Raw genomic sequence first — 13,976 nt, forward strand, 5'->3', positions numbered from 1 at the left:
GATTGAAGCTACATTCTGGATACCCAACCCATTCAGCCAGGAACTATTACTGACCCGAGCGGGTGGGATGATCACCAAACTTCCGCCCCCCTGTACAAATCGTTGCAACTCGGACAGTAAGCTTCCTTCCACCCGATCCACTCCTTCGAGTACGATGACATTAGCCGCCTGAAATTTCCCAACGTCGACATTACTTACTGAAAAATTCTGTTGCCGGAAGAGGCTATCATTCGCAAAAACATTCTCAATAAAATTGCCTGATTTCTGCCCATATACCTGAACCACATTGATGCGGGGAGCCGCATTAAGCACGAAATAGTAATCGTTGTCAAACAGTACCGGAGAATCTTCAAAGGTAATCCGGCCCCGTTTGAAACCCTTCCCCCGCACGGTAAAATTGAACGTAGTTTGGACGTAGTTTTCAGCCGGAATAGAGACGATTTGCGTAGCCACCTGCGTTTCATCGAGCAAGAGTTTAACGCCCAGGTTTTCAACGGGCTTCGTACCTGAATTACGAAGGCGTACGGTTACTACGTTGGACTGCATTTCGCGAATAAAAGGCGTATTCAGCCACAGCGTATCTACAAAGACGTTTTGGGTAGCGGTTCCCTGCACGGGTACCAGAAAAAGCTGGGTACTGGAATCGGGTACTAGTTTCTGTAAATCCCCCGCCGTTGATTTCTGAAAGTCTGAAAACCAAAATAGTTGATTTTTACCCGTACTATGGGCGGAGGCCAGTTGCTGTTGCCGTCGGTACACGCTTTCAAGCGAGCGACCCGCCGGAGCAAAATCAACGGAAGCCAGCCGATCCCGTAACTTCTGACTTCCCTGCAAGGCATGTTCTTCCGCCCCAAATGTATTGGTGATCAGTTGTAAGGTGGGAGCATTCGGAAAATTTCCCAGTAACTCTTCTACTTTGGTAGCGGCGACGTCGAGCAAACGGCGGTTATCCACTAAGTTCTGCATCGACAGCGAGTTATCCAGGTAAATGCTGGTAACGCCATCCCGGCTCACGCCCGTCGTTTGGCTGGCAGGAATAAAGGGTTGGGCAAAGGCCAGAGCCAAACAAACTAATGCCAATATACGAGCCGCCATAATCAGCCAATGCTTCAGGCGTCGAAAGCTACTGGTAGTCGTATTAATCTGTTTGAGGAAGCTGACGTTGGTAAAGTAAACTCGCTTGACTCGCCGGAAATTAAATAGGTGAATCAGTACCGGAATAGCGGCGGCCAAGAGTCCCCAAAGAAAAGCAGGATACAAAAACTGCATAAATACGACGTGTCAGCTATGGAAGGTGATCGGGCAGGATGCTTCCGTGAAATGTTAGGTCCCCAGAGTCGGATTCCTGAAATAACTAAAAATATAGCGTATAAACGAAAAAGCCTTCACCCAAGTTGGATGAAGGCTTTTATTTTGTTACTAGTTTTCAGTTGTTTGTTTTCGTTGACCGAAGATTTTTGACGAATCCTCTGACCACTTACAACCCTCAACTATTGCTTATAACTTCCGTTTTACTTCCTGCATTTCGAAGCATTCGATGGTATCGCCTACTTCCAGGTCGTTGAAGTTTTTGATGCTCAGACCACATTCGTAACCAAATTTCACTTCGGATACGTCGTCTTTGAAACGTTTCAGGGCCTGAATCTCTCCTTCGTGGATCACGATGAAGTCGCGGATTACGCGGATTTTGTTGTTCCGTTTCACCGTACCTTCGGTTACATAGCAACCCGCAACGGTACCAATTTTGGAAATCCGGAATACTTCGCGAATGTCAATGTTGGCCGTAACCACTTCCTGGAATTCGGGTTCCAGCAGACCTTCCATGGCTTTCTTGATGTCCTCGATTGCCTGGTAGATGATGGAGTAATTCCGAATTTCGATTTGTTCCTGATCGGCTAAACGACGAGCGTTGAGCGAAGGACGAACCTGGAAGGCTACGACTACGGCATCCCCAGCAGAGGCTAACATCACGTCAGATTCAGTTACCTGACCTACGCCCTTATGGATGATGTTAACATTAACTTCAGCCGTCGAGAGTTTAAGCAGCGAATCGGAAAGTGCTTCCACAGAACCATCCACGTCCCCTTTAACGATGACGTTAAGCTCTTTGAAGTTTCCAATCGCTTTCCGGCGACCAATTTCTTCCAGTGTAATGTGTTTACGAGTACGGAGTGACTGTTCACGCAGTAATTGCTCCCGTTTGTTCGCAATTTCACGGGCGTCACGCTCCGTTTCCATCATATTCACTTTATCCCCAGCCGTGGGAGCACCGCTCAAACCTAAGACCTGCACAGGTGTAGAAGGGCCTACGGATTTGACGCGTTGGCCTTTGTCGTCGAACATGGCCTTCACTTTACCGAAGAACGGTCCAGCCAGCATTACATCACCCACACTCATCGTACCATTTTGTACCAGAATGTTTGCGACATAACCGCGACCTTTATCCAGAGAAGCTTCCACCACTGTACCTACACCACGTTTGTTAGGATTGGCTTTCAGATCAAGTAACTCGGCTTCGAGCAATACTTTTTCCAGCAGTTCGTCAATACCTAAACCGCTTTTCGAAGAGATTTCCTGAGTCTGGAAACGCCCACCCCACTCTTCAACCAGGATATTCATTTGCGACAGACCTTCACGGATTTTCTCCGTATTCGCACCGGGCTTATCTACTTTCGAGAAAGCGAATACCATCGGAACACCCGCATTCTGGGCGTGGTTGATGGCTTCCCGGGTTTGGGGCATCACGCTATCGTCCGCTGCAATCACGATAATGGCAACGTCCGTCAATTTAGCTCCCCGAGCACGCATGGCCGTAAAGGCTTCGTGACCTGGGGTATCCAAGAATGCGATTTCGCGACCGTCGTTTGTTTTTACTTTATACGAACCAATGTGCTGGGTAATACCACCGGCTTCACCCGAAGCAACTTTCGTTTTACGGATGTAATCCAGTAAGGAGGTTTTACCGTGGTCAACGTGACCCATGATCGTAACTACTGGAGCACGGGGTACTAAGCTTTCCGGAGTATCTTCCTCTTCAATCAGAGCTGATTCAACCTCTTCTTCGGCTGAGATGAACTGAACATCAAATCCAAATTCATCCGCAATGATTGCGATAGCTTCCGCATCCAGACGTTGGTTGATGGATACGAACATACCCATGTTCATACAGGTCTGGATAATGTCGTTGATGGAAACATCCATTAACGAAGCAAGATCACTGGCCGATACGAACTCGGTTACCTTGAGGATTTTTTCTTGTTCGAGTTCGTGCTGTTCGGCTTCCTCCCGGCGACGGGCCCGATCCTGGCGACGTTCCCGACGACGGTCTGCACCAAAGTTTTGCTTTTTGGCTCCACCACCGCCCATCTGGGCCATCGTGTTCTTTACATTATCACGTACTTCCGTTTTCGAAGGTTCATCGCGACGGTTACCACCCCGGTTGTTATTATTCCGGTTATTGTTGTTGTTGCGATTGTTATTGTTGTTATTACCTCCGCCCTGGTTGTTATTCTGAGACTGGTTGTTGTTCGCACCATTGTTGTTATTGTTGTTGCGATCCTGTCCCTGATTCCGATCCTGGTTATTGGAATTCTGATTCCCCTGATTGCCACCCTGACGATTTTGGTTATTATTCTGGCGGTTATTAGGTTCGTTATTGTTCGCGTTGTTAGCATTAGAACGAGCCTGATTACGGTCCTGCTCTACGGGCTTAATACGCTTGCGTTTCTTTTTCTCGTTGTTCGAATTACCGCCACGGTTATTATTGCCGCGATTATCTTGTTTCGTCGGTAATTCAATTTTACCCAGCACGGTCAACCCTTTCAATCGATCGGCTTTTGCTTCAATCAATTCGGGCGGTGTGGCGGGAGGTGTTTCTGTCTTCACTTCCGGTTTTGGCTCTGGCTTTGGTTCTTGTTTGGTTTCTGGCCTTTGCTTCTGAAAATCTTTACGCTCGTTTTGTCCACCTGCCCGAGGGTTCTGGGGTGGTGTTCCGGCCGAATTATTCGTTCGCTCGGGCGTTTGAGCTTTCTTTTCAGGCTCCTGCTTAGGAGCAGAGGCAGGCTCTACCACCGTAGCCACCGGGGGCGTTGCTACAACAGTAGGTTCAGGCTTCGTCTCAGCGACGGGTTGAGGGGTTACGACAGGCTGTGGAGCCGGCGTTTCCACCTTTGGTTCTACTTTAGGCTCCGATTTAACGGGCTCTGCCACGATGGGTTTTTCAACCACAGGCTCGGGAGCAGGTGCAGGTACAACTGGCTTTTCAGCTACGGGTTGCGGTTTGGGTTCCTCGGGTTTTACAGCGGGTGCCGTTTCTGCCGCGGGTGTTTCCACCTTCGGTGCAGGAGGTACAGCGGGTGTCGCAGGGGCCACGGGCGAAGCTGCCGGAACAACGGGTTTACCCGTGCTCAGGTCAATTTTACCCAGTACCTTTAATCCTTGTAGCCGAGGCTCTTCTTTGGCTGGCTCCTGAGGCTTCGTTTCTTCAGCTACAGGAGTAGCGGCCGCTTCTTCCGACTTCTGACGGAAATACAGGGGCAAATCATCATCAGCCTTAGGACGAGCCGTCGCGGCGGGTTCAGCAGGCTTAGGTCCTTCTTTCAGCAAGTCAGGAGCACTAAATTCTTTTGCCAATACCTGGAGTTGTTCTCCGGTCAGTTTGGTATTGGGGTTGTTGTCAATTTTAAATCCTTTGGCCGATAGTCGATCCACAATGGTTCCCATGCCCACGTTGATCTTTCGTGCCGCCACATTTAAACGCATTGTTTGGATCTCTTCTGCCATGTTACTGTCTGAATTCGTCAAAACGAGTGGTTTATAAGTAAGAGTTTAGGGTGTTTGAATACGGTATAGTGCGTAACGGGTCTTGTTCAGATGGTTACGCACTATATATCCCATAGCTCGTAACCGTTAAACCTCCGTTCGCATTAATCGAATTCCTGTCGCAGAATGTCCAGTACTTCATCGATGGTTTCTTCCTCCAACTCCGTCCGGCGTACCAAGTCTTCTTTGCCCATGGCAATGACACTCTTGGCCGTATCGAGACCTACGCGGTGGAATTCATCAATGACCCACTGTTCAATTTCGTCGGAAAACTCGTTCAGTTCTACGTCATCGTCGTCCACGGGCCCTTCGGTTTCGCGGAAGACGTCGATTTCCATACCTACTAATTTTCCTGCCAGCTTAATATTCTGACCACCTTTTCCGATAGCCAGTGAAATCTGATCGGGCTTAAGCCAAGCCGATACCCGCTTGTCATCCTTATGGATACTCATGCGGCTAATTTTAGCTGGACTTAATGCCCGGGCAATCAACAACTCGATATTATCCGTAAAGTTAATCACGTCAATCTTTTCATTGTTCATTTCCCGTACAATCGTATGAATCCGACTACCTTTCATCCCTACGCAAGCACCTACGGGATCAATCCGGTCATCGTAAGATTCTACGGCTACCTTCGCCCGCTCGCCTGGTTCACGTACCACACGGCGTACCATAATCAATCCATCGGTTACTTCAGGAATTTCCTGCTCAAACAAACGTTCCAGGAATACTGGGGACGTCCGGGAAAGCGTGATTTTCGGAGTACCGTTGTTCATTTCTACTTTGTGAATCACGGCCTTGGTGGAGTCGCCTTTTTTAAAGCGATCCCGGGGAATCTGCTGATCACGGGGCAAACTTAATTCATTTCCCTGAGCATCCAGACAGATAATCTCCCGTCCTAGTACCTGATACACTTCTACCGTCAGCAACTCTCCTACCTGATCTTTGTAACGATAATAGAGCAATTCCTTCTCCATATCCTTTACTTTCTGAATCAGGGTTTGGCGAGCCGTTTGTACGACCCGACGACCAAAATCTTCCAGTTTTACTTCTTCCACTACTTCTTCGCCTACCTCAAAATCCTTTTCGATCTTCTTAGCGTCGGCCAGCGGAATTTTATCGTAATCCCAAATATCTTCTGAATCATCATCCACGATTTCACGGGTCCGGAACATTTCCAGATCCCCATTATCGGGGTTGATAATTACGTCAAAGTTCTCGTCAGTACCGTATTTCTTACGAATCATGGTCCGGAAGACATCTTCCAGAATTTTGATCATCGTCGGACGGTCAATGTTCTTCTCTCTCGCAAAATCGGCGAAGGAAGCAATCAGTTCTGCACTGTTCATCGGTTCGTCATTGGTTTTGTTGTTTTCCAGCCCACTGCATCCGGCTACTTGCGGAGTTAGGCTTTGCCTCGTCAGCTAAAAACGCCCGGTTACGCGATCATTTAAATGAAACCAGCACTTGTGCCTTCTTAATTTCGGAATAAGGTATTACGAGGTCTACCGAAGGTTCCTTTTTGGTTCCATCCGTAGTCAGGGTGATGGTGGAATCGGTTACCGCATTAAGCGTGCCCATTTTCTCTCCACCATCCAAGAACTGAACTCGTAGCTTACGACCGGCGTTGCGTTGGTATTGACGGGTTTGCGTAAGTGGAAAATCGACACCAGGAGAGGATACTTCTAATGTATAAGCGTTTTCAAACAAATTCAGTTCCTCTAATTGCCGGCCCAATTCCCGACTTAACGCGGCACATTCGTCAATACTAATTCCAGCATCGCTGTCCAGTAAAATAGTCACTTTCGATTTAATACGGGATTCACTTACCTGTATATCTACCAGAAAATAACTTTCATCGGGCAGCAAGGCCGTAGCCAGCTCTGTTATTTTTGCCTTCAAATTCATAGGACTCTTCAAGAGTTGCGTTGAAAATTAACGATAAATCCTTACTAATCAACGACTACTGCTTTATAGGATTTTCCCTTACGGTCTATAAACAAAGAAGAGGAGTTTGCTGCCCCTCTTCATTCCGTTAAAATCCGATGCAAAATAAAGCTTTTTTTCCGTAATAAACAATATTCCTGTGTGTCCAGGCTTGAGTATTTCCGTAATAAGATCGCTTGCTTGGGGGAAATGAAACAATTTTGCGTTTTTTACGGAATCAACCCCATACCTATCTAGTAACAAATGGCTTCCCAACACCCCACTGAAGGATTTTTTACCAAATTACTGGCTCTGGGTACCTACGCCTTGTGTGCCTTTTTACTAATCGGTTATCTCTTTGGCTATACCCTGTGGTGGACGCACTGGCTTACCGGATTCTGGCTCATTGGCATGCCTGAAGTGATGGTTCTGGTTGCTTTGTTAACGCTTTTCTGGTTTTTCAAAAAGGTAAGTCGAGCCTGGTTCCCTCTTTTCGTACTGATCCTTGGCTGGCCTTTCTGGCAGCGAACCATTGGCTTCTCAGCTCAACCCACTGCCTCGTCGAAAAATCATAAAACGCTGTCGGTCACGACGTTTAATACGACGTTTTTTACGGTTTCTACCTATTGGACTACCAAAGATACCAGGCCTGCACGCACCATGTTAAACTGGCTTCAGCATAGTGACTCGGATGTGCTTTGTATGCAGGAATATTATAATCAGGAAAATGCTAGTTACCCAAGCGATTTCAAATCGACGGCTCTTTTGCAAAAGGCCGGCTTTACCTACAAAGCCGTATTAAAAAATCTAAGCTGGTACGAAGGGGAAGCCCGCACGGGCGAGACAGGTTATTTAGGTCCTGTGCTTTTTTCTAAGTATCCTATTATTGATCAAGACTCCCGGGTTTTTGAAAATGCGGGTGGCCATAACGGTTACGTGCGAGCGGATATCAAAAAAGGGAATGATACGCTCCGGGTTATTAGCCTCCACCTGTATTCGATGGGAGTACGGGTTGGGAAGGTCGTCAAAGCACCTAATTCGAAATCGGCTAAAGCCGAAACGCGAAGTATTCTTCACCAATTGAAAGCGGGTTTTATCGCTCACAACGAGGAAATTGATGAGGTACTCAAAGAAGTAAAGAATAGTCCGTATCCCGTTATTCTTTGCGGCGATTACAATGAGGTACCCACGGGTATCGCTTACGGAAAAACCCGTCAGTACCTTAAAAACAGCTTTGAAGAAGCCGGAAATGGGTTTGGTTTTACGCTCAATCGCAGCCCCTGGTTGATTCGCATCGATAATCAGTTTCACAGTAATCATTTTAAAGTACTCCGTCATCAGGTGCATCGCGAAGTCAAAGGATCGGATCACTTTCCGGTACAGGTACTTTACGAGTATTAGCATATTCGCACTAATGGAAAGGCCCGGCTGATTCCTCAGCCGGGCCTTTCCATTGGATAGAATCGTATTAGCTTCCCTTCTTCACTAACTTGTACTCAATATTTGGATAGCCCCGTTCACCACCGTCCGTTGACGTATAGTTGATAAACTTGAGCTTGTACACATTTCCAGCAGCATCTTTAATAACGTAGAAACGATCCGTTTTCACACCAGCCGGCGTTCCATTCGGTCCAGCCGAGGTACGCCAGTTACCTCCAATCAGATTACGATCGCTTTTAAAAGGCGTAGCTGCTACATTGCTTTCGGCGTAGGCGTCATAGCTACCGGTGCTGGTCAGGATTTCAGCGGCCTGTACCCCCGCTAAGCTGTTGATTTGTACAAAGTCAGCGTATGGATACGGAATCGTTTCGGTGGCTTTATACGTCGTCAATCCCCAAACGATATCCCAACTGGCTTTCGCGGGTTCTCCTGCTACAACTTTACCCTGCGGTAGCGAAACGTAGCTAAAATTGACGTTTCCATCTTTGGTTACGTCCAGCGTTTTAAACGTGGTTTCAGTAATGCGGGCATACTGTACAGTGTAGCCCGTTCCCTTGCGTAAAATCCGGATTTTATACCAGGGTTTCTGGCCCGTACCCGATGCTCCCGGGTTCAGGATGTATACGGGGTTGTTGGCGTCCGTTGCTGAGATTTCCTTAATGGCCGTCTTGGACAAATCACCATCGACATTATCAATAATATCGAACGTTCCCTGACCCTGACCCAAAATCAGCGTGTTTGCCAGAGCTACCGTATCCGCTGCCGTCACCTGAGCCAGATCCGTTTTCGTAAGGGCTTTTACGGCCGCTCCCGTCGTTGCATTGATGATTACGCGGAAGTCACTTCCTCCAAAAAAGCCTAACTCCCAGCTGTTCCGGGCAATGGCCGTTTGGCTGTTGCTGCTGAAATCCACGAATACCGAGTTCAAAGCACTCGATCCGCCAGCCCCACCATTGAGTTTCAGGGCAGAACCGCTGGAAATGATGGAAGAGAACTTCAGTTTTTCCTTGGCCGTTTGTCCGATGACGAGCCCCGTACCGACGGATTTTATCGTGAAGTCAATCGTTTCCGAACCATTGAGTACGAGGTTGGCTACCTTGGTTACTTTGAATGAAGTAGCCTTGGTATTAGCCGGAACGGTCAGGGTAAGTGTATTATTGGTGGCGGCGGGGGTCGTCGTAAAGTGTGTACCATAGGCAATGCCCGTGGGGGTCAGTTCGACGGTAACATTGGTCGCCGCTGCCACCGTACGGTCCAGATTTACTTTCACCTCTAAATCAGTCTGATCCGCCGTAAATCCGACTTCACTGGCTTCAAATTGTACCGTGTTATCGGGTAGCGGCGGATCATCGTCTTTACAGGCCGGCACCAGGGCCGTCAGGCTTAACAGCAGAAAAATAGAGCGTAGTTTTTGCGTACTCATGGATTTGCTTGATTGGGTTATTGGGAAAAGAATTAGTGTTGACTCCAGTTGAAGGTTAAACCCAGGAAATACGAACGTCCGTAACTCATCGGAATCGGGCCATTGGTACTATGGGCACTGCCGCTCTCGGTAGCCGTATTATTCAACCGAGTTACGTTCAGCAGATTTTTTACGCCGCCCTGTAAGGTTAGGACTTTGAATACGGGTTGAGACAACGACAAATCAAGCCAGTGGTAGGCCGCCGTTTCGGAGAGCTGCGTCTGTAAATCAGCCGTCGTTTGATACGAAGTGCGTTTGCCGGCGTATTTATAGAAGAGGTTGATCTGCGTACGCGATGGCTTGACGGTATAGATGACATTGGCATTGATTTCCGAAGACCAGACAAATTCCGGCAAATCCCGAGAGCTTGACAATTGATTAAAGCGTCCAATGTAGGAATACCCAAAATTGGTTTTAAGGTCCTTCCATTGCAGCACATTATTGAGCGTCAGACCCGTCGTTTTGAAGCGATCAATGTTGACGGTACGCATGATTTTGGGGTCCGTTGGGTCGTTTCCGTACCCGATCAGATCATGAAAATCGTTGTAAAAGCCCGTAAGCGTTGAACTCAGATATACGGTTTTATCCTGCAAGGCCAGCCAGGCCAAGGACCCATTGAAACTGTTGGAGTACTCGGCTTTCAGATTGGGATTGCCCGCAATGGAGTGACTCGCATCGAAGAAACTGAAGTATAGTTCCCGCAACGCCGGCGAACGAAAACCCCGGGCGTACGCGAGTCGTAGATCGAGTTTTTTCGTCAGTGAAAACTTGGTATTCAGCGAAGGAATAACGGGCGGAGCATCGTAAGCCGAATTTCGAATAAAGCGTAAGCCAGGTCGTAATACCAGACCGGAGACGGGCCGGATTTCGGATGAAACGTACAGGGCCACATCCGTAATGGAAGGCGTTCCACTAATTCGGGCCCCACTGGCGTGATCGCGGTTCAATTCCAAACCGGGTTGTAGCGATACGGCGGATGAAAGTTTGTACTGGGCCGTCGTCCGGAACATCACATTTTCAAAACGTGAAAGATCCTGCTGGCCCTGATCCGTCGAAAGCGTTCGGCGACCGGTATTCAAATCAATAACCGTCGATTGGGTGCGACGACTATAGTCCGTATACGCGGCTACTGCATTCAGACTCAACCGATCATTTGCCTTCCATTCCGCCTGCCCCTGATGCATCAGTCGACGCGTAATGAAATTCTGATCCAGAGCCCGATTGGTATTGGCATTGACCGCTCCTAACGCATTGATTTTTTCGTGCAGCCCATCGAGCCGATACCGAATGTTGAAGGTTTTCCCCGTGTAACCCACAGTGCCATTCCCCAAGCCCTGGGCCTTTCCGTGCCAATCTTGCGTCCGGGTTGCCGAGTACCCCTGCCAGCCGCCAAAGGCATTACGGGTACCTCCCGCTGATAGAAACCAGCCTTTTTTCTGCCAGGTCAGGTTAGCACTTTCAATGTGAGAACCTTTTCCGGTAAAAGGAGCATACTCCTCCCCCACGCTTTCTTCCTGTACACGGGCCATGATGGAAAGTCGCTCGGCACCGGGTTTCTTTGTAATGATATTGATGACGCCCGCCAGAGCATCCGAGCCGTAAGAAACGGACATGGGACCTTCCACAATTTCAATACGGGCAATGGTATTAATGTCGATCTGATTGAGGCTTTCGCGGGTATCACCGCGGTCGAGCATAGGTACCCCATCAAGCAGAATTTTTACGTTGCGGCCCGCCATGCCCATGAGTTGAATATCGGAGGTCCCCAAAGCGGGGTCATTGGAAAAGCGAATACCTAATTCCGTATTCAATACGCCCACCAGCGAGGTCGCGGCCCGGGCCTGAATGCGTTCCAGTTCAATCGTCCGTACCTGAAAAACAGACTGTCGTAGGGACTGCGGTTCAAACTGACCCGTAACGACTACTTCCTGAAAATCATTGTTTTCACTCCGAAGTTGAATATTCAGGGTCGTGGTTTCATTTTCCTTTACGTTCAGGGCAAGTTCCTGACTGCTCATGCCCACCCGACTGACTCGAATCTGGTACGTACCGGCTTTTAGTTCTTTAAAGCGATAGATGCCCTGCTGATCCGACGACACCCCATAGATCGTGCCTTTGATCACTACCGAAGCGGCTTCTACGGCTTCTCCCTGTTCATCCGTCACTTTGCCCATCACCTGACCCGTTTGAGCCCATAATAAACTCGTAATCAAGCTAAAAGTCAGCACTGTAATGATCGTTCGTAGGAAAGCCACGGGGTAATTCTGTTTCGTTATATTTATTTAGATTTAATCTAATTAATCACAAAGGTAAAAATGATTCGGAACCCGCAAGCCTTTCCCCGAAAATTTTGATGGGCTTTAAAGCAAAAAAGACCGCCCGCAGGCAGTCTCAATAATTCATAAACTTTCTATCAGAAGATGTAGGCCGTAGAACGCCTGTTACTCACTCCTTTTCAAGCTTGCCTAGGGATGGGCTTCCAGCCATTCCTCGCCGTTTTCGTAGATTTCTTTCTTCCAGATGGGTACCACCTGTTTTAAGGTATCAATCAACCAGCGGCAGGCTTCAAAGGCATCGTTTCGGTGCGGCGTTGAAACAGCAATGACTACGGCCACCTCACCAATGGACAGGACGCCCTTGCGGTGTACCATCGCCACTTTTTCGACGGGCCAGCGACGCGAGGCCTCTTCCGCCAGTTCTTTCATTTTCTTGACGGCCATCGAGTCAAACGTCTCGAATTCCAGCCGTACCACGTCCTTGGACTGGTTACGGTTACGAACCGTTCCAATAAAAACGTCCACCGCTCCGGCTCGTTCGGCCTGTACCGCGTCGATACAGGCGGCAATATCAATGAGCTGATCCGTGACAGCAATCATACGTAAAAGTTTAGTTGAAAATTAACCGCCACTCACGGGCGGAATCAGGGCGATTTCATCCCGTTCGCTCAAGGGTGTTTCGGCGTCGGCATATTCTTCATTGACAGCTACGAGCAAGGATTTCAATCCCGCCAATTCCGGATAGCTCGTGCGAACGGACTCTAGCAACTGCTGTACCCGGGCTCCGGGGGGCAATTGCACGACGTATCGCGACTGCCCAATGATATCACGGGTGATTCCGTACAAGTGAATTGTTAATTCCATTCTTCAAAGTTGATAAAGCTTGCGGAACAAGTGTTCAAATTTTTCGTTTATTTGTTTATCATGCCAATTGATCGCCCACAAATCTATGACAATCACGGACGGCCCATCCAGTATCTGCGATTGGCCGTTACGGATCGCTGTAACCTTCGCTGCTTTTACTGCATGCCCGAAGAAGGCATTGCGTATCTGCCGAAAAAGCAATTGCTAACCTACGAAGAAATGCTTCGCATCACGTCAGTGTTGGCAGGACTGGGCGTACGGAAAGTGCGGATTACTGGGGGCGAGCCTTTCGTACGGCATCAACTCCCTAATTTTCTGTACCAGCTCGCCGCTATTGAGGGCATTGACGAAATCGCGATTACGACGAACGGCGTTTTAACGCAGAAATACATCCCCGATTTGAAGAAAATCGGCGTCAAAACGATCAATTTAAGTCTGGATTCGCTGGATCGGCAGCGTTTTTATGAGATTACGCGGCGGGATGAATTTCTTAAAGTAGAAGCCTGCCTGTATGAACTGCTCGACGCCGGTTTTGAAGTGAAGCTGAATGCGGTAGTGATGGAAGGCCGCAATATTGAAGATCTCATTCCGCTGGCCCGACTCACGGAAAAGTATCCGGTATCCGTGCGTTTCATTGAAGAGATGCCCTTTAATGGGGAAGGTTCGCATTACCCAACCCTTCACTGGACGTACCGCCGGATTCTGGAGCATTTACAGACCGAATTCCCTGACATTCAAAAGCAAATCGATCCGCTTAACTCTACCGCTTATCATTACCAGATTCCCGGCTTTCTGGGAAATATTGGCATCATTGCCGCCTTCTCGCGGACCTTCTGCGGCACGTGCAATCGCATTCGGATGACCGCTCAGGGTACGCTTAAAACCTGCCTGTACGACGATGGCGTATTAAACGTCCGGGATTTAATCCGCAGCGGCATCAGCGATGAAGCTCTGCAACAGGAATTCATCCGCGTCTTCCAGAAACGACCGAAAGACGGCTACGAAGCCGAAAACAACCGACAATCGCTGGTGCATGAATCCATGACGACAATCGGTGGATAAACGATTTTCCCAACAAAAACGACCCGTAGATGCTACGGGTCGTTTTTTGTTAAGAGTATCGATTAAGTCAACAATAATTTAAACGTAGCAATGAAAAAACCCAGAGCCAGGGCATAACGCAAGGT

The 13,976-nt window shown here is 48.4% G+C and carries 10 protein-coding genes; 2 read left to right on the forward strand and 8 right to left on the reverse strand.

Annotated elements, in window-relative coordinates; all coding sequences use genetic code 11:
• The 4 genes from ACOJTG_RS04605 to rimP all read right to left on the reverse strand — a co-directional run.
• On the reverse strand, positions 1–1,269 hold a 1,269-nt coding region (locus ACOJTG_RS04605), incomplete at its 3' end, for a BatA domain-containing protein (protein ID WP_420152739.1).
• 228 nt (positions 1,270–1,497) lie between these two features.
• Positions 1,498–4,761, reverse strand: coding sequence for a translation initiation factor IF-2 (infB, locus tag ACOJTG_RS04610; RefSeq protein ID WP_420152740.1), 3,264 nt, complete (start codon positions 4,759–4,761; stop codon positions 1,498–1,500).
• A gap of 164 nt (positions 4,762–4,925) precedes the next feature.
• The gene (nusA, locus tag ACOJTG_RS04615) at positions 4,926–6,170 is read right to left on the reverse strand and encodes a transcription termination factor NusA (RefSeq protein ID WP_420152741.1); all 1,245 of its coding nucleotides are present in this window, start codon (positions 6,168–6,170) and stop codon (positions 4,926–4,928) included.
• 97 nt (positions 6,171–6,267) lie between these two features.
• Positions 6,268–6,729 (reverse strand): ribosome maturation factor RimP, encoded by a 462-nt coding sequence (gene rimP / locus ACOJTG_RS04620; protein ID WP_104712827.1) that lies wholly within the window; start codon positions 6,727–6,729, stop codon positions 6,268–6,270.
• 282 nt (positions 6,730–7,011) lie between these two features.
• Here rimP and ACOJTG_RS04625 point away from each other — a divergent pair, with 282 nt between their 5' ends.
• Positions 7,012–8,148 carry an endonuclease/exonuclease/phosphatase family protein gene (locus tag ACOJTG_RS04625; protein ID WP_420152742.1) on the forward strand — a complete coding sequence of 379 codons (1,137 nt, stop codon included), beginning with the start codon at positions 7,012–7,014 and terminating at the stop codon, positions 8,146–8,148.
• A gap of 67 nt (positions 8,149–8,215) precedes the next feature.
• Here the strand turns inward: ACOJTG_RS04625 and ACOJTG_RS04630 are convergent, their stop codons facing one another.
• From ACOJTG_RS04630 to ACOJTG_RS04645, 4 genes are all read right to left on the reverse strand, one after another.
• Entirely contained in the window at positions 8,216–9,610 is a 1,395-nt protein-coding gene (locus ACOJTG_RS04630; RefSeq protein ID WP_420152743.1) for an HmuY family protein, read from the reverse strand.
• A gap of 32 nt (positions 9,611–9,642) precedes the next feature.
• Positions 9,643–11,904: a TonB-dependent receptor gene (locus ACOJTG_RS04635; RefSeq protein ID WP_420152744.1), complete on the reverse strand. Its 2,262-nt coding sequence runs from the start codon at positions 11,902–11,904 to the stop codon at positions 9,643–9,645.
• Positions 11,905–12,114: 210 nt separating this feature from the next.
• Positions 12,115–12,525 (reverse strand): molybdenum cofactor biosynthesis protein MoaE, encoded by a 411-nt coding sequence (locus ACOJTG_RS04640; RefSeq protein WP_420152745.1) that lies wholly within the window; start codon positions 12,523–12,525, stop codon positions 12,115–12,117.
• Between the two features lie 21 nt (positions 12,526–12,546).
• On the reverse strand, positions 12,547–12,789 hold the full coding sequence (locus tag ACOJTG_RS04645; protein WP_420152746.1) for a MoaD/ThiS family protein: 243 nt from the start codon (positions 12,787–12,789) through the stop codon (positions 12,547–12,549).
• 60 nt (positions 12,790–12,849) lie between these two features.
• On the opposite strand from ACOJTG_RS04645, the gene moaA reads away from it, so the two are divergent.
• Positions 12,850–13,851: a GTP 3',8-cyclase MoaA gene (moaA, locus tag ACOJTG_RS04650; protein WP_420152747.1), complete on the forward strand. Its 1,002-nt coding sequence runs from the start codon at positions 12,850–12,852 to the stop codon at positions 13,849–13,851.
• Positions 13,852–13,976 lie beyond the last annotated feature (125 nt).

The organism is Siphonobacter sp. (genome assembly GCF_048595215.1).
Taxonomy (GTDB): domain Bacteria; phylum Bacteroidota; class Bacteroidia; order Cytophagales; family Spirosomataceae; genus Siphonobacter.

What these genes read in the sequence shown, in the direction of transcription:
- infB (WP_420152740.1), bottom strand. Translation starts at nt 4,761, where the DNA reads ATGCGTTTAAATGTGGCGGCACGAAAGATCAACGTGGGCATGGGAACC.
- nusA (WP_420152741.1), bottom strand. Translation starts at nt 6,170, where the DNA reads ATGAACAGTGCAGAACTGATTGCTTCCTTCGCCGATTTTGCGAGAGAG.
- rimP (WP_104712827.1), bottom strand. Translation starts at nt 6,729, where the DNA reads ATGAATTTGAAGGCAAAAATAACAGAGCTGGCTACGGCCTTGCTGCCC.
- ACOJTG_RS04645 (WP_420152746.1), bottom strand. Translation starts at nt 12,789, where the DNA reads ATGGAATTAACAATTCACTTGTACGGAATCACCCGTGATATCATTGGG.
- ACOJTG_RS04640 (WP_420152745.1), bottom strand. Translation starts at nt 12,525, where the DNA reads ATGATTGCTGTCACGGATCAGCTCATTGATATTGCCGCCTGTATCGAC.
- ACOJTG_RS04625 (WP_420152742.1), top strand. Translation starts at nt 7,012, where the DNA reads ATGGCTTCCCAACACCCCACTGAAGGATTTTTTACCAAATTACTGGCT.
- moaA (WP_420152747.1), top strand. Translation starts at nt 12,850, where the DNA reads ATGCCAATTGATCGCCCACAAATCTATGACAATCACGGACGGCCCATC.
- ACOJTG_RS04630 (WP_420152743.1), bottom strand. Translation starts at nt 9,610, where the DNA reads ATGAGTACGCAAAAACTACGCTCTATTTTTCTGCTGTTAAGCCTGACG.